At 62.0% G+C, this 14,336-nt stretch carries 15 protein-coding genes; 9 read left to right on the top strand and 6 right to left on the bottom strand.

The genetic code is table 11. The features are described 5' to 3' along the window. Positions 1-120: 120 nt before the first annotated feature. From ACF8Q6_RS08335 to ACF8Q6_RS08360, 6 genes are all read left to right on the top strand, one after another. Positions 121-1,059, top strand: a complete 939-nt coding sequence (locus ACF8Q6_RS08335; protein ID WP_392491346.1) for a 2-hydroxyacid dehydrogenase — start codon at positions 121-123, stop codon at positions 1,057-1,059. A 51-nt stretch (positions 1,060-1,110) separates the two neighbouring features. After that, positions 1,111-1,899 carry a PhzF family phenazine biosynthesis protein gene (locus ACF8Q6_RS08340; RefSeq protein WP_392491345.1) on the top strand — a complete coding sequence of 263 codons (789 nt, stop codon included), beginning with the start codon at positions 1,111-1,113 and terminating at the stop codon, positions 1,897-1,899. Between the two features lie 139 nt (positions 1,900-2,038). Further along, positions 2,039-2,446 carry a GFA family protein gene (locus ACF8Q6_RS08345; protein WP_392491344.1) on the top strand — a complete coding sequence of 136 codons (408 nt, stop codon included), beginning with the start codon at positions 2,039-2,041 and terminating at the stop codon, positions 2,444-2,446. A 128-nt stretch (positions 2,447-2,574) separates the two neighbouring features. Further along, positions 2,575-2,913 (top strand): FKBP-type peptidyl-prolyl cis-trans isomerase, encoded by a 339-nt coding sequence (locus ACF8Q6_RS08350; protein ID WP_003254365.1) that lies wholly within the window; start codon positions 2,575-2,577, stop codon positions 2,911-2,913. A gap of 232 nt (positions 2,914-3,145) precedes the next feature. Beyond that, complete coding sequence (locus ACF8Q6_RS08355) at positions 3,146-3,808, top strand: histidine phosphatase family protein (protein ID WP_392491343.1); 663 nt, start codon at positions 3,146-3,148, stop codon at positions 3,806-3,808. A gap of 44 nt (positions 3,809-3,852) precedes the next feature. Continuing rightward, positions 3,853-5,046, top strand: a complete 1,194-nt coding sequence (locus ACF8Q6_RS08360; protein ID WP_392491342.1) for a D-amino acid dehydrogenase — start codon at positions 3,853-3,855, stop codon at positions 5,044-5,046. Between the two features lie 118 nt (positions 5,047-5,164). On the opposite strand, the gene ACF8Q6_RS08365 is transcribed toward ACF8Q6_RS08360, so the two are convergent. From ACF8Q6_RS08365 to ACF8Q6_RS08375, 3 genes are all read right to left on the bottom strand, one after another. Beyond that, the gene (locus ACF8Q6_RS08365; protein WP_010955048.1) at positions 5,165-5,893 is read right to left on the bottom strand and encodes an aspartate/glutamate racemase family protein; all 729 of its coding nucleotides are present in this window, start codon (positions 5,891-5,893) and stop codon (positions 5,165-5,167) included. Positions 5,894-5,909: 16 nt separating this feature from the next. Beyond that, positions 5,910-7,442, bottom strand: coding sequence for an NCS1 family nucleobase:cation symporter-1 (locus tag ACF8Q6_RS08370; protein ID WP_019437309.1), 1,533 nt, complete (start codon positions 7,440-7,442; stop codon positions 5,910-5,912). 496 nt (positions 7,443-7,938) lie between these two features. Continuing rightward, complete coding sequence (locus tag ACF8Q6_RS08375) at positions 7,939-8,376, bottom strand: Lrp/AsnC family transcriptional regulator (RefSeq protein WP_003254357.1); 438 nt, start codon at positions 8,374-8,376, stop codon at positions 7,939-7,941. Positions 8,377-8,509: 133 nt separating this feature from the next. On the opposite strand from ACF8Q6_RS08375, the gene ACF8Q6_RS08380 reads away from it, so the two are divergent. Together ACF8Q6_RS08380 and ACF8Q6_RS08385 are read left to right on the top strand one after the other, a co-directional pair. Then, positions 8,510-9,433, top strand: a complete 924-nt coding sequence (locus tag ACF8Q6_RS08380) for a DMT family transporter (protein WP_392489547.1) — start codon at positions 8,510-8,512, stop codon at positions 9,431-9,433. Between the two features lie 31 nt (positions 9,434-9,464). Continuing rightward, entirely contained in the window at positions 9,465-10,391 is a 927-nt protein-coding gene (locus ACF8Q6_RS08385; protein WP_392489546.1) for a class I SAM-dependent methyltransferase, read from the top strand. Positions 10,392-10,404: 13 nt separating this feature from the next. Here the strand turns inward: ACF8Q6_RS08385 and ACF8Q6_RS08390 are convergent, their stop codons facing one another. Further along, positions 10,405-11,403: a sulfate ABC transporter substrate-binding protein gene (locus ACF8Q6_RS08390; RefSeq protein WP_019750758.1), complete on the bottom strand. Its 999-nt coding sequence runs from the start codon at positions 11,401-11,403 to the stop codon at positions 10,405-10,407. A gap of 209 nt (positions 11,404-11,612) precedes the next feature. Next, entirely contained in the window at positions 11,613-12,434 is an 822-nt protein-coding gene (locus ACF8Q6_RS08395) for an ion transporter (RefSeq protein WP_392490564.1), read from the bottom strand. A 146-nt stretch (positions 12,435-12,580) separates the two neighbouring features. On the opposite strand from ACF8Q6_RS08395, the gene ACF8Q6_RS08400 reads away from it, so the two are divergent. After that, positions 12,581-13,321 (top strand): RHS repeat-associated core domain-containing protein, encoded by a 741-nt coding sequence (locus ACF8Q6_RS08400; protein ID WP_392490563.1) that lies wholly within the window; start codon positions 12,581-12,583, stop codon positions 13,319-13,321. Positions 13,322-13,371: 50 nt separating this feature from the next. Here the strand turns inward: ACF8Q6_RS08400 and ACF8Q6_RS08405 are convergent, their stop codons facing one another. Continuing rightward, positions 13,372-14,247: an urea transporter gene (locus ACF8Q6_RS08405; RefSeq protein ID WP_392490562.1), complete on the bottom strand. Its 876-nt coding sequence runs from the start codon at positions 14,245-14,247 to the stop codon at positions 13,372-13,374. Positions 14,248-14,336: the final 89 nt, after the last annotated feature.

Genomic DNA, 14,336 nt, shown 5'->3' on the forward strand with positions numbered 1-14,336 from the left:
CAGCAACAGCAACAGCAACAGCAACAGCAACAGCACAGTACAGTTTTGCCTTGTTATTTCCATTGACTGTACTGGCCGGTGACTCCGCATAATGACGCCTCGAATTCACCCGGAGGTGGCATGAGCAAGACAGTCCTGGTACTGGTGGAAACCGTCGACGATTACCTGCCCATGCTGGAGCAGGCCGGTTACCACCTGATCCGTGCCCCTTCGCCGCAACTGCGCGCCGATGCCATTCATCGCCACGCCGAAGAAATCGATGCGGTACTCACCCGTGGGCCGCTGGGGCTATCCGCCACCGAAATTGACGCATTACCCAGATTGCAGATCATCTGCGTGATCGGCGCCGGCTACGAGCAGGTCGACCTGGCCGCCGCCGCCGCACGCGGCATAACCGTCACCAATGGCGCCGGGGCCAATGCCGCAGCCGTCGCCGACCACACCCTGGCCCTGCTGCTGGCGCTGCTGCGCGACATTCCTCGTGCCGATGCCAGCACGCGGCGCGGTGAATGGAACCGGGTGATCAGCCCCTCCGTGAGTGGCAAACGCCTGGGCATTCTCGGCCTCGGCGCAGTGGGGCTGGCGATCGCCAAGCGGGCCCACTTGGGCTTCGACATGCCCGTCAGCTACCACAGCCGCACACCACGCCAGGATGTGCCCTATGCCTGGTACGACAGCCCTCGGCACTTGGCTGAAGCCGTCGACATCCTGGTGGTGACCACCCCCGGTGGCGCCAACACCCGGCATCTGGTCGATGCCCACGTCCTTCAGGCCCTGGGGGCTGAAGGCTATCTGGTGAACATCGCCCGTGCCAGCGTGGTCGACACGCAGGCCCTGATTGCCGTATTGCAGCGTGGCCAGCTGGCTGGCGCCGCGCTGGATGTCTTCGATGACGAGCCAGCAGTGCCCGATGCACTCAAGGCCTTGCCCAACACTGTGCTCACCCCCCACGTGGCTGGCCAATCGCCAGAAGCCGCGCGCGACACGGTGGCCTTGGTGCTGCGCAACCTGCAGGCGTTCTTTGCCGGTGAGCCAGTGTTGACCCCGGTACGCCCGTAGCCCTTTTCCAGATATCTGCCTGGCAGCGCCCAGGTAACAAGGAGTGTGTGCATGCAACTCGAAATCTTCCAGGTCGATGCCTTTTCCACTGAACCGTTCGGTGGCAACCCGGCCGCAGTGATCCCGCTGGAAAGCTGGCTGCCGGACGATGTGCTGCAGCGCATCGCTGAAGAAAACAACCTGTCAGAAACAGCCTACATCGTGCGCAAAGGCGAAACGTTCGACCTGCGTTGGTTCACCCCCACCGTGGAAGTCGACCTGTGCGGCCATGCTACCTTGGCCTCGGCTTACGTGCTGTTCGAGCAACTGGGTGAGCAGGCGCAAGTGCTTCGCTTCAATACCCGCAGTGGCGAGTTGCGCGTCAGCCGTGGCGCTGATGGCCTGCTGGCCATGGACTTCCCGGCCAAACAACCCGTAGCGGTGGACACGCCGGCGGGCCTGCTGCAGGCGCTGGGCTTGAGCCAGGCGAAGGCGGTGTACCGTAGCGACGATTATGTGGTGGTGATCGATGACGCCATGCTGCTCGAAACGTTGAAACCCGACTTTGTTGCGCTGTCGGCCTTCGACGTCCGTGGCATTGCCGTGACCGCGGCAGGGCGTGGCTTTGACTTCGTCACCCGCTGGTTCGGCCCGCGGGTTGGTGTGAATGAAGACCCGGTAACCGGCTCGGCGCACACTTCGCTGGCACCGGTATGGGCCCAGAGGCTGGGCAAGAACGTGCTGAGCTGCGAGCAGGGCGGGGCACGCAAAGGGCAGTTGCGGTGCGAAGTGCCGGGCAATGGCCGCGTAATCATCAGTGGGCGGGCGGCGTTGTACCTGCGTGGTACTGCGTACATCTAGCCGTGAGTGCGATGCCCTGTAGCAGGCAGCCAGCCCTTTTGGGCTGCGCTGTCTCGCAGAGTACAAAAGCAGCAAGCAAGCTGCTTTCGCGGCGGGCTTCTATAATTGCAGGCCCATCTTTGCATTCGAGGAGCCACCCATGGCCCTGGAAACACAAGGCACCTGCCTGTGCGGCGACACGCGGCTGACGGTCAACGTCGACAATACCCATATCAGCGCTTGTCATTGCAGCATGTGCCGCAAGTGGACCGGCGGCCCGCTGCTGGTGGTGCACTGCAGCAAGCCCCCGCTGATCGAAGGGCGTGCGCCCAGCGTCTATGATTCGTCCGACTGGGCCCAGCGTGCTTTCTGTGGCCGCTGTGGTACGCACCTGTACTACCGGCTCAAGGCCAACGACTCCCATGCCGTGCCGGTCGGCCTGCTCGATGGCGACCACGCCTGGGATTTCGACCTGCAGATCTTCGTCGAGCAGAAACCCGCGTGGTACTGCTTCGCCAATCAGACCAAAGAGCTATCCGGCCAAGAGGTGTTCGAGCAGAACAGCTGATTCAACGTCATGTTTGTCCGGACGCATTCCGTGGGTGAATGCCTCCGGACATTTCTGCGTGAACTTGCCAAACCGGTGCATTCCTGAGAAAAGGGCGGTTTTGTTTTTCAGCGTTTTGGAGTGTACCCGTGAGCCAAGAACTGCAGATCATCGACCTGGTCGAGGGTGACGGCAAAGCCGCCGTCAAAGGTGCCCTGATCACCACCCAGTACACCGGCTGGCTGGCCGATGGCAGCGAGTTCGACTCGTCCTGGTCGCGCGGTAAGCCGTTCCAGTGCGTGATCGGTACCGGCAGGGTAATCAAAGGCTGGGATCAAGGCCTGATGGGCATGCGCGTAGGTGGCAAGCGCAAGCTGCTGGTACCGGCGCACCTGGGGTATGGCGAACGCAGCGTAGGGGCGATCCCGCCGAATTCGGACCTGACCTTCGAGATTGAACTGCTGGAAGTGCTCACGCGGGATGATTGAGTGTTCGCGTTGCAACCCGAGGTTCTTGCACCTTACACAATTGCGCAACACCCAGCCCCTAACCTAGGCCTTGCCCAGGGAACGGCATCCACCTCCAGGGAGGAACCAAACGGGTTCAGGGCACTCTGACCCTCACTCGTGCCAAGGATGGCATTCACTACAAGGACGCCCTCTAACTGTTGGGCGATGTGGCGGGTAAACCCGATTTTCTCTGCCACACGAGCCTGCCTTGATGAAGTTGCCAACATTCTTCCACCGTCGCCGTCACTTGCTGCTGAGCCTGGTGCTCACTGCCATCGCCGCGCCGCTGGCGCTGGAGGCTGTCGAAAGCCGGGCGCAACCGGTGGATGGCACCCAGACCCTGGTGTTTCTGCGTCATGGCGAGAAACCGGGCGAGGGGCTCGGGCAGTTGAACTGCCAGGGCCTCAACCGTGCGCTGGACCTGGCCACTGTACTGCCCGAGCGCTTCGGCAAGGCCGACTATGTGTTTGCCGCCAACCCCACGCGGCATGTCGAGGAAGGCAGCAGGGATGAAAGCTACAGCTACATCCGCCCATTGATGACCATCACCCCCAGTGCCATCCGCCTCGGCTTGCCGGTGAATATCGACTACGGCGCCAACGACACCGCTGAACTGGCCGATGAGTTGCTAAGCAACAAATACCGCAATGCGACCGTCTATACCGCCTGGTCCCACGGCTACCTGCCGGAACTGATCAACACGGTGGCCGGCAAGGCCCTGGGGGAGGAGCAGGTGATCACCGAAGACTGGAGCGGCGAAGACTTCGACACCCTCTACGTACTGACCCTGACCTGGCACGATGGCAAGGCCAGCCTGCTGAGCCGCAATGTGCGTCAGGGCCTGAATGACGGTGCGCATAGCTGCCCGACCTGATCCGCTGGTACTGTTTGGCAAGGAAGCCGGAACAGGGATGAGCGATGAAGCAGCGGGTAACGGTGATCGGTGGCGGAGTGGTGGGCCTGGCGACGGCTTACGCGCTGGTTCGGGAAGGGCGGTCGGTTGATCTGATCGAGGCCCGCGACAGCCTGGCGTCGGCCACCAGCTTTGCCAATGGCGGGCAATTGTCTTATCGCTATGTGGCGCCGCTGGCTGATGCCGGGGTGCCGTGGCAGGCGCTGGGCTGGCTGTTGCAGGGCGAGTCGCCATTGCGCTTGCGCTTGCGCATGGACCCGGCCCAGTGGCGCTGGCTGCTGGCATTCACCCTGGCTTGCAGGCGTAGCGTCAATCGCCGTAATGCCGGGCAATTGCTTGAGCTGGCGCTGTACAGCCAAGCTGTTCTGGCGCAGTGGCGCGAACATCAGAACCTGGGGGATTTCGCCTGGCGGCGCAATGGCAAGCTGGTGGCTTTTCGCAGTGAACGGGCCTTTGCCCAAGGCCGGGAACAGTTGACGGACCCGGCCAGTCAGCAGGTGCTGGCGGCTGCCGAGCTGCGCGCGCTGGAGCCTGCCCTGGATGGCGCACCGTTTGTGGGTGGCGTGTTCACGGCGGGCGAAGAGGTTGGCGATTGCCACGTGTTTTGCTTGCGGCTGGGGGCGCTGTTGCACGCGTCGGGCCAGTGCCGTTTCCTGCTTGGCCGGCCGGTGACGCAATTGGTTCAGCGCCAGGGCCAGGTCGTGGCACTGCAACTGGGCGATCAGCAGCTGGACGTGGAGCAGTTGGTGCTGTGTGCCGGGCATCGCGGCCCTGGCTTGGCATTACCGGGGGTGCAGATACCGGTTTACCCGCTGAAGGGCTACAGCCTGACCGCACCGATCACTTCCGGGCACCTGCCCCCGGAGGTGAGCCTTACCGATTATGAGCGCAAAATCGTCTATGCACGCCTGGGGCAGCAGCTGCGGGTAGCGGCGATGGTGGACATTGTTGGCTTCGACGAGTCGGTGGACATGCGCCGTTTGCAGAGCATGCGGCGGCTGGCGCTGGAGACGCTGCCGAAGGCGGCGGATTATGGCCAGGCGGTGGAGTGGGCGGGGATGCGACCAGCGACACCTACCGGGGTGCCGATCATAGGTGGGACGGTGTACCGCAACCTGTGGCTGAACCTGGGGCATGGGGCGTTGGGGTTCACCTTGGCCTGTGGCAGTGCGCAGCGTTTGGCCAGGATGATGCGTTAAGCGGGCCGGCCTCTTCGCGGTTGAAGCCGCTCCTACAAGGACCCCACGGTATTCAGGCTTGTGCTGGTCCTGTAGGCGCGGCTTCAGCCGCGAAGAGGCCGGTAAAGGCGAAGGATGTCTAGCGGCCGAAGCGCATCGGCCAGCCCACCACTTTCTTCGCCCGTGGCGTCGCATAGGTGCGCACTTTGGACGTGCTCAACCCCATGCGCACCAGCGATTCGGCAATGGTCACCGCTGCACTCACACCATCCACCACCGGCACGCCGGTGCGTTGGCGAATCTGCTCGTCCAGCCCGGCCATGCCGCCACAACCCAGGCAAATCACCTCGGCCTTGTCGTCACGCACGGCGCGTTCGGCCTGCTCGACAATCGCCTCCACGGCCCGCAGCGGGTCGGCTTCCAGTTCCAGCACCGCCAGCCCGCTGGCTCGCACCGAGGCGCAGCGGTCATACAGGCCCGAGAGCTTCAGGCGGTCCTCGATCAATGGCACGGTGCGGTCAAGCGTGGTTACTACGGAATAGGCGTGGCCCAGGTACATTGCCGTGCTGGCGGCGGCGTCAGTAATGTCCACCACAGGCACGTTGAGCAGTTCCTGCAGGCCTTCGCGGCCATGTTCGCCATAACCGGCCTGGATCACGGCATCGTAAGGCCCTTCAAAGGCCAGGACCCGGTCCATCACCGCGATGGCCGCCAGGTAGCTTTCGAAGTTGCCCTCCACCGATTCGGCGCCGAACCAGGGTGTGAGGCCGACGATTTCGGTACCCGGTGCGGCCACCGCACGGGCCTGTTCGGCAATGGCGTGGGTGATGGCTTCGGTGGTGTTGACGTTGGCGATCAGAATGCGCATGGGCAGTCCTCCCTGACTAATGGCTGCTATGGTCGACGGCGATGCACTCGCCGCTGATGTCGTGGTATTGGCGGTTGCGTGGCGCGATCAATAGATAGAGGGCGGCGGCGATGCCGGCACCGATCAGCCAGGAGAACGGCGCGATACCCTGGAAGTTGGGCACCAGGGCCAGCACGATGGCCAGCAGAGCGGCCGGCACGAAGGCGGCCACGGCACGCAGGTTGATGCCCTTGCTGTAGTGATAGGCGCCGGCCGGGTGCTCGGTATACAGCTCCGGCACGTTGATGCAGCCTTTGCGCAGCAACCAGTAGTCGGACATGATCACGCCGTACAGCGGGCCGAGCAGGGCGCCCAGGCCCGACAGGAAGTACACGATCACCAGCGGGCTGTTGTACAGGTTCCAGGGCAGAATCAGCACCGCCAGGGTGGCACTGATCAGCCCGGCACGGCGGAAGTTCAGGTGGCGCGGTGCCAGGTTGCTGAGTACGAAGGCCGGGGCGACGAAGTTGGCCATGATGTTCACCGCCACGGTGACGATCAGGAAGGCCAGGCAGCCGAGCACCAGGAATGGCGTGCTGGGTATGGCGGCGACGATCTGCGTCGGGCTGTCGATGATCTGGCCGTTGATCTGGAATTGCGCGCCGCACAGCACCACGGTGATCACGGCGAATACCAGGATGTTTACCGGCAGGCCCCAGAAGTTGCCCACGCGGATGGTCTTGCGGCAAGGCGAGGAGCGGGCGAAGTCACAGAAGTTCAGCACCAGGGTGCCGTAGATCGCCAGCCACAGTGCGCCGCCGGCAAAGATGTTGCGCCACATCTCGTAGCCGGTCAGCGGGGTAGCCACCGACCAGGCAATGCGCGCGTCGGCCTTGAAGTACATGAACACCGCCAGGGCGGCGACGGTCAGCAGGATCACAGGCCCGGCAAAGGCCTCGTAACGGCGCACCATCTCCATGCCGTAGGCCAGGATCACCAGCTGCACCAGCCAGATCGACACGAAACACACCCAGCCCAGGCTCGACAGGCCGAGGATGCTGTCGTGGTCGTAGGCTGCCAGTTGCGGCCACACGGCGGTGAGCAGCACCCGCAGCACCACCGATGCCAGGTAGGTCTGGATGCCGAACCAGGCGATGGCGATGACGGCACGGATCAGCGCCGGGATCTGCGCGCCGTGGATGCCGAAGGCAATGCGGCTGATGACCGGGAACGGTACCCCGGTTTTCTGCCCCATGTAACCCGACAGGTTCATGAAGAAGTACACCAGTGCCGCGCCGATGGCCAGCGACAGCAGAATTTGCCAGCCACCCAGGCCGAGGGCGAACAAGCCCATGGCGAACGAATAGTTGGCGATATTGTGCACATCGTTGGTCCACAGCGCGAAGATGCTGTAGCCGCCCCAGCGACGGCCTTCCATACGCGTTGGCGCCAGGTCGCGGTTATGCAGGCGCGGGCTGAGAACAAGGTCCGGCTGGTGGCCGGCAAGCGTGGACGCGGGGTGTGTGCTGGCGACGGATTGTTCAGGGGCAAGGTCGAGGCTGCTACTCATTCCGGCGGGCTCCTGATGCACATGGACTGCGATGAGCGGGCATGCGCACGGGCTCGCCATCTCGTCGGTGCAGCGTTGGCATCACAGGGTTGTGGGCGCGGCGGCCGACATTGGGTCGGCGTCGCGGATTCTTGTGTATCTATGTTTTGTTTAAGTTGTATACAAAACACGAACACACAAAAGCGAGTTCCATGCCAAGGGAAGAGCAGGTTTCATCAGGCGATCATTTCGAACTTATCTTGTTAAAAGGTAAGTTAATGAAATACAGAGCATATAAGTTGACCAAATGAACAAGTTATATTTTTTGAAAGATTGATTAGTTGATCATTTGGTCAAAATAACGGGTGGAAAGTGTGTAACGAATTGGGGCGCTACTGAAGAAAGTGCACACAAAAATGGCACCTATGGTTACGTTTTTGTGTACAAAAAATAGTCAACTTTTCCTGTGCTGGCCTCTTCGCGGGCACGCCTGCGAGGAGGCCAGTACAGGGGCCAATCAATCCATTGGCGGCAACCGCCGCTTGACCGGGGTCTTCTTGATGATCGCGGTATTGGTCTCAGCCAGCACATTCATGAGGTCGAGCAGCGTGTCCAGCTGCTCCATCGAGCGCACATGCAGTCGGGCGACGAAGCAGTCTTCGCCAATGACCTTGTCGCATTCGGTGAACTCAGGGATGGCAATGATCTGGCGCTCCACCTCCTGCAGCTTCCCCGGTAGCGGACGGATGCGCACGATCGCCTGCAACTGGTAGCCAAAGGCGCGCGGGTCGACCTCCACGGTGTAGCCGCGCAGCACGCCACGCTCTTCCAGCCGTCGCAGGCGCTCGCTGACGCTGGGTGCGGACAGCCCGCTGACCTGCGCCAGCGCCTTGAGCGAGCGGCGCGAGTCCTCCATCAGTGCGTTGATCAATAATTGGTCGATGGCATCGGTCATACCCACCTCATTAGGTAATTCGTGTTATTTACCTTGATAGTAAAGGTAGGTCGGCGAAAATGCCTTGGTTATCCGCTGGATGGCCAGCCTGCAGCCTTTGCATACTGTTGCCATTATCAAAGGGAGGTTTGAGATGGACAGTTCATTGCGCCGTGGCTCGCTGGAAATGGTCGCCGCCATGCTGATTTCCGGGACCATTGGCTGGTTCGTGCTGGTGTCCGGCCAGCCGGTGCTGGATGTGGTGTTCTGGCGCTGCGTGTTCGGTGCCGTGACCTTGCTGGCGATTTGCGCCGCGTTTGGCTTTCTGCGACCGGGCGTGATCAGCCGCACGGCATTTTTGCTGGCGATTGCCAGCGGGGTGGCCATTGTCGGCAACTGGCTGCTGTTGTTCGCGTCGTACGCACGGGCGTCGATTGCCATCGGCACGGCGGTTTACAACGTGCAGCCATTCATGCTGGTGGGGCTGGCGGCGCTGTTTCTGGGCGAAAAGATCACCTTGGCCAAGGTGACCTGGCTGAGTGTGGCGTTCCTCGGCATGCTGGCCATCGTCAGTGCCCATGGCGCTGGGCAAAGTAATGGCGAGGACTATCTGCTGGGGATTGCCCTGGCGCTGGGGGCGGCGTTTCTGTATGCAATCGCGGCCTTGATCATCAAGCGCCTGAGTGGCACGCCCCCGCACCTGATTGCGTTGATTCAGGTAACCACGGGTGTGTTGCTGCTGGCGCCATGGGTCACGCTTGGCGGGTTGCCGGTTGAAGTGCCCGCGTTGGCCAGCTTGTTGACACTGGGCATGGTGCACACCGGCCTGATGTATGTGCTGTTGTACAGCGCCATCCAGCGTTTGCCCACGGCCTTGACCGGTGCGCTGTCGTTCATTTACCCGATTGCGGCAATTCTGGTGGACTGGGTGGCGTTCGGGCACCGCCTGGCGCCGCTGCAGTGGCTGGGGGTGGGGTTGATCCTGCTGGCGGCGGCGGGGATGCAGCAGGGGTGGTGGTTCCGCTCGGCGCGGCATCCTGTAGGCGCGAGTTTACCCGCGAAGAGGCCCGCAAGGTAGAATGCCGCTTTTTGCCAGCCTGCGATCCGCCATGACCTCGCCCATCGACACCCTTGAGCAACACCTGCTTGCCGCCCTCGACCCTGTCCCACAGGAAACCCGCCGCCTGTTTCACGGCCGCGGCCGCTGCTGGCAGGGCCTGGAGCAGGTGACCGTCGACTGGCTGCAGAGCGTGCTGTCGGTCGCCTTGTTCCGTGAGCCGCCCGAAGGCCAGCTCGCCGAACTGGAAGCCATGCTGCGCAGCTTGGCCGAGCGCCCGCAGTGGACGGGTCAGGCAGTCATCATCCAGCACCGCTACCTGCCCGACAGCCCGGGCCAGTGGCTGCTGGGCGAGCCGTGCCAGCAACGCGAAGTGATCGAGGACGGCCTGACCTACCTGCTGGACTTGGGCGTGCGGCAAAACAATGGCCTGTTCCTCGACATGCGCTATGGCCGCCGTTGGGTGCGCGAGCAGGCGGCGGGCAAGCGCGTGCTGAACCTGTTCGCTTATACCTGCGGCTTTTCCGTGGCAGCGATTGCCGGTGGCGCTGAGCAGGTGGTGAACCTGGACATGGCCAAGTCGGCCCTGTCGCGGGGCCGGGACAACCATCGCCTCAATGGCCACGATGCATCACGGGTGGCGTACCTGGGGCATGAACTGTTCAAGTCGTGGGGCAAGGTGCGCAAGTACGGGCCTTATGACCTGATCATCATCGACCCGCCGACCTTCCAGCGTGGCAGCTTTGTACTGACCCAGGATTACGCAAAGATCCTGCGGCGTTTGCCTGAGTTGTTGAGCGAAGGCGGGACGGTGCTGGCGTGTGTCAACGATCCGGGCATCGGGCCGGAATTCCTGATCGAGGGGATGGCGGAGCAGGCGCCTTCGTTGGCTTATGTCGAACGCCTGGAAAACCCGCCGGAGTTTCCGGACGTTGACCCGGCGGGGGGGCTGAAGGCCTTGGTGTTCCGCCGGGGTTGATGTTGCTTGTGCGTTACTGACCGGTATAGATCTGGTCAAACACCCCACCGTCATTGAAGTGGGTCTTCTGCACGGTACGCCAGTCACCGAAGGTTTTCTCCACCGACAGGAAGTCCACTTTCGGGAAGCGGTCGGTGTACTTGGCCAGTACCGTCGCATCACGCGGGCGTAGGTAGTTGTTGGCGGCGATCTCCTGGGCTGCTGGGGACCACAGGTACTTCAGGTATTCCTCGGCCACGGCCTGGGTGCCTTTCTTGGCCACCACCTTGTCGACCACCGTCACCGGTGGCTCGGCTTCGGCCGATACGCTTGGGTAGACCACTTCGAACTGGTCGCGGCCGAACTCGCGGGCGATCATCTCGGCTTCGTTCTCGAAGGTGACCAGCACGTCACCGATCTGGTTGGTCATGAACGTGGTGGTGGCGGCACGGCCACCGGTGTCCAGCACGGGTGCCTGCTTGAACAGCTTGCCGACGAAGTCGCGGGCTTTGCTTTCATCGCCGCCTTGCTTGAGTACGTAGCCCCAGGCCGACAGGTAGGTATAGCGGCCATTACCCGAGGTTTTCGGGTTGGGCACGATCACCTGGACACCGTCCTTGAGCAGGTCGGGCCAGTCTTTGAGGGCTTTCGGGTTGCCCTTGCGCACGATGAACACAGTGGCCGAGGTGAACGGCGCGCTGTTGTTCGGCAGGCGGGTTACCCAGTTGTCGGGCACCAGCTTGCCATTGTCGGCCAGGGCGTTGATGTCGGTGGCCATGTTCATGGTGATGACATCGGCCGGCAGGCCATCGATCACTGCACGGGCCTGCTTGCTCGAGCCGCCGAAGGACATCTGCACGTTGACCTTCTCGTTGTGCTCGGCTTCCCAGTGCTTCTGGAAGGCCGGGTTGTAGTCCTTGTAGAAGTCGCGCATCACGTCGTAGGAAACGTTGAGCAGGGTGGGGGCGGCCTGGGCGAGGTTGCCCAGGGCCAGGCCTGCGGCGAGCAGCGAGGCGGTGAAGAGTTTTTTCACGTTGCTTCCTTGTTCTTGAAGGGTGTTGGGGCAGATTGCCAGCGACTATAACGGGTGGGTTTATACGGGTTAAAGAACAAAAAATGCTTTGGTTATGCTTCTGCCTGTGCCGGCCTCTTCGCGGGTAAACCCGCTCCTACGGGGACCGCGCATGGTCCGGGCCTGTTGTAGGAGCGAGTTCACCCGCGAAGAGGCCGGCGCAGGCGCTGTCACGCTTTGGGAAACAACCCATTCCCACAGCGAGAACAGAACGCTGCCCCATGCTCGTGGGTCTTCTTGTGGCAGGTCGGGCAATCATGCTGCAGTTGCTCCCCACGCATGGCATTGGCCAGCTCGGCGGTAAAGATGCCGGTCGGCACGGCAATGATCGAGTAACCGGTAATCATCACCAGCGACGACAGCACCTGCCCAAGCGGGGTCTTGGGCACGATGTCGCCAAAGCCCACGGTGGTCAGGGTAACGATGGCCCAGTAGATGCCTTTGGGGATGCTGGTAAAGCCATGCTCAGGCCCTTCGATCACGTACATCAGCGTGCCGAACACCGTTACCAGGGTCGATACGCTGACCAAGAACACGATGATCTTCTGCTTGCTGCCGCGCAGTGCCTCCATCAGGTAGTTGGCCTGCTTGAGGTACGGGCTGAGCTTGAGTACACGGAAGATCCGCAGCATCCGGATGACCCGGATGATGAGCAGGTACTGGGCGTCGCTGTAGTACAGCGCGAGGATCCCCGGCACGATCGCCAGTAAATCGACCAGGCCGTAGAAACTGAAGGCGTAGCGCAGCGGCTTGGGCGAGCAGTACAGGCGGGTGATGTATTCGGCCAGGAAGATCGCGGTAAAGCCCCACTCGATGCCGGCCAGCAGGCCGGCGTAGCCTTGGTGCACCTCATCGATGCTGTCGAGGATCACCGTGACCAGGCTGGCCAGGATGATCAGCAACAGGATCTTGTCGAAGCGGCGACCGGCTACGGTGTCGGTCTGGAAGACGATGACGAAGAGCCGCTCGCGTATTGATTGCGGGGTTTGCATGGCTTGTGATCCGGATGCGTAAGCAACAAGCCTAAAAGGTCAGTGTCCGGGCCTGCAACAGGCTGAACTGGCAAAAATGCCAGTTCTAGGTATCTGAGTGGTGGGCGCAGAATAGCGTCAGGCACGGGAAAGTGTGTGAGATGGTCATGAAAAGGGTAACTGAACCACGGGGCTTGGCTCGGCGAACACTGTCATATAACGCTTACGGCTTTTTGCAGAAGGGGTCGGGCGCTGCGTTGGGGTTCAATGGCGAGAGGAAGGAAGAGGTGCTGCAAGGCTATGCTCTGGGCAACGGGTATCGGTTCTATTGCCCTGCACTTATGCGCTTTTTCAGCCCTGACATGTTGAGTCCGTTCGGTAAGGGTGGGGTCAACACGTATTCCTATTGCCAAGGTGATCCGGTCAATCGCTTGGACCCGACTGGTGGAACAGGCATTTTGAAACGTTTGCCGGGGCGGGCAAGGCGAGTGGCCGTGGTCAGTCCTGTAAAAGCGATAGATGATCGAGTTTCACCGGCGTTCAAAAATGGTCCCGGCAAGTATCAGCTTGCGCGCACTGTTTCGAGTGAAGTCGTTGATTTTAGCGCCTCTGGCACCACCGAAGATTTCAGTGGCGCGCCTGTGAAGCTACGTCCCGTAGCGACAGTAGCAGGCGTTCCGTCACAAGGGCCAACTATCGATGAGCTTGGAGCGTCTTGGCATAACCATTGGCACTGGGAACACAGGCCGGGCACTCAGCCAATGAGTCTGGACCAGATGATTCCCAATCATCAGCGGGCCCAGAACACTCAGATTGCCGATATCGAGCATTCCATGGCGTTTATCAGGGAGCAGGGCGCACGCCAGGTATTAGATATCCAGGCGTTGGCATCCTTTGGTCATGGGTAAGTGGCACAGCTTGGCTGACAGAGTCCTGCACATCCGATGTGTTTTGGCCTTCAGTTATGTAGACGCCATATATTCCGACGCAGCAGAAGCTGCCAGAAGTGGTTGCCCGAATGCATCAGCCAGCAGGCCAGTACGAACGGCGCTGTCAGCCCTGCAATGGGCATCAAGTTGAGCAGCGGTTGTAGCAACAGCGCCAGGGCAATGGCCAGCACCGTCACCCAGGGCTTTTCACCTTGCCGGCTAAAGGCCAGTGCCGCCAGTGCGCCATTGAAGCCGTACAGGCCTAACCAGGCGGCTTGCGCCTGATCGGTGAGCAAAGCCACGCCGCCACCAATGGCCGAGCCGATTACCGCCCACAGCGCCGCATAGGGGTTGGCGATGAACATGCCAACGATGATCAGCAACCCGGCCAAGGGCTGGTCGAGCAGGAAGATCTGGCCTATGCCGCGGGCCAACGCATACAGCGGGTCGGCTTCGACGAAGCCGCTGGGCGAGAGGCTGGCGATTAGCAGTGTGGCCCAGCCGAGCATGACGAATGGGGCGGTGTAGGCGACCAGCAGCTTGCCGCCACGCTTGCGCCACTGGTGGGTGATGATGCTGGACAGGCCGCCGGCGGCGATGATCAGCGGCGGCAGGATCGCCGACCAGGGCAGCACGGCGCAGATCAGAATGCCGATCAGTACGCCGTTGTAGCAGTACAGCCCGGCCTGGCGGTCGGCACGGTCATAGCCGCGTGCCTGGGCGGTGAGCAGGCCGGCCAGGGCGCCAAGCAGCGCGCCGCCGACCAGGTTGGGCGCCGTCAGCAGGATGGCCAGCAGGCAGCACAGGCCGCACAGGGGGTTGCGCAGGAGCAGCACCTGGCTGAAGCCGTTGAGTAACGCCGTGGCCCAGTCGGGGCACGGGTTGACGAAATTTTTGGTGTACATGGGGCAGTCAGTGAGGTTGATGGGGGAGCGGTGGGCCTCTTTGGGCCTCGGTTTTCCGCGGTCGGGTAGAGCGGTATTCGGGGAGGGCT

It is taken from the genome of Pseudomonas sp. GLN_2 (genome assembly GCF_043106005.1).
GTDB lineage: Bacteria > Pseudomonadota > Gammaproteobacteria > Pseudomonadales > Pseudomonadaceae > Aquipseudomonas > Aquipseudomonas alloputida.

What these genes read in the sequence shown, in the direction of transcription:
- ACF8Q6_RS08335 (WP_392491346.1), top strand. Translation starts at nt 121, where the DNA reads ATGAGCAAGACAGTCCTGGTACTGGTGGAAACCGTCGACGATTACCTG.
- ACF8Q6_RS08400 (WP_392490563.1), top strand. Translation starts at nt 12,581, where the DNA reads ATGAAAAGGGTAACTGAACCACGGGGCTTGGCTCGGCGAACACTGTCA.
- ACF8Q6_RS08385 (WP_392489546.1), top strand. Translation starts at nt 9,465, where the DNA reads ATGACCTCGCCCATCGACACCCTTGAGCAACACCTGCTTGCCGCCCTC.
- ACF8Q6_RS08365 (WP_010955048.1), bottom strand. Translation starts at nt 5,893, where the DNA reads ATGCGCATTCTGATCGCCAACGTCAACACCACCGAAGCCATCACCCAC.
- ACF8Q6_RS08360 (WP_392491342.1), top strand. Translation starts at nt 3,853, where the DNA reads ATGAAGCAGCGGGTAACGGTGATCGGTGGCGGAGTGGTGGGCCTGGCG.
- ACF8Q6_RS08380 (WP_392489547.1), top strand. Translation starts at nt 8,510, where the DNA reads ATGGACAGTTCATTGCGCCGTGGCTCGCTGGAAATGGTCGCCGCCATG.
- ACF8Q6_RS08375 (WP_003254357.1), bottom strand. Translation starts at nt 8,376, where the DNA reads ATGACCGATGCCATCGACCAATTATTGATCAACGCACTGATGGAGGAC.
- ACF8Q6_RS08340 (WP_392491345.1), top strand. Translation starts at nt 1,111, where the DNA reads ATGCAACTCGAAATCTTCCAGGTCGATGCCTTTTCCACTGAACCGTTC.
- ACF8Q6_RS08405 (WP_392490562.1), bottom strand. Translation starts at nt 14,247, where the DNA reads ATGTACACCAAAAATTTCGTCAACCCGTGCCCCGACTGGGCCACGGCG.
- ACF8Q6_RS08395 (WP_392490564.1), bottom strand. Translation starts at nt 12,434, where the DNA reads ATGCAAACCCCGCAATCAATACGCGAGCGGCTCTTCGTCATCGTCTTC.
- ACF8Q6_RS08355 (WP_392491343.1), top strand. Translation starts at nt 3,146, where the DNA reads ATGAAGTTGCCAACATTCTTCCACCGTCGCCGTCACTTGCTGCTGAGC.
- ACF8Q6_RS08370 (WP_019437309.1), bottom strand. Translation starts at nt 7,442, where the DNA reads ATGAGTAGCAGCCTCGACCTTGCCCCTGAACAATCCGTCGCCAGCACA.
- ACF8Q6_RS08345 (WP_392491344.1), top strand. Translation starts at nt 2,039, where the DNA reads ATGGCCCTGGAAACACAAGGCACCTGCCTGTGCGGCGACACGCGGCTG.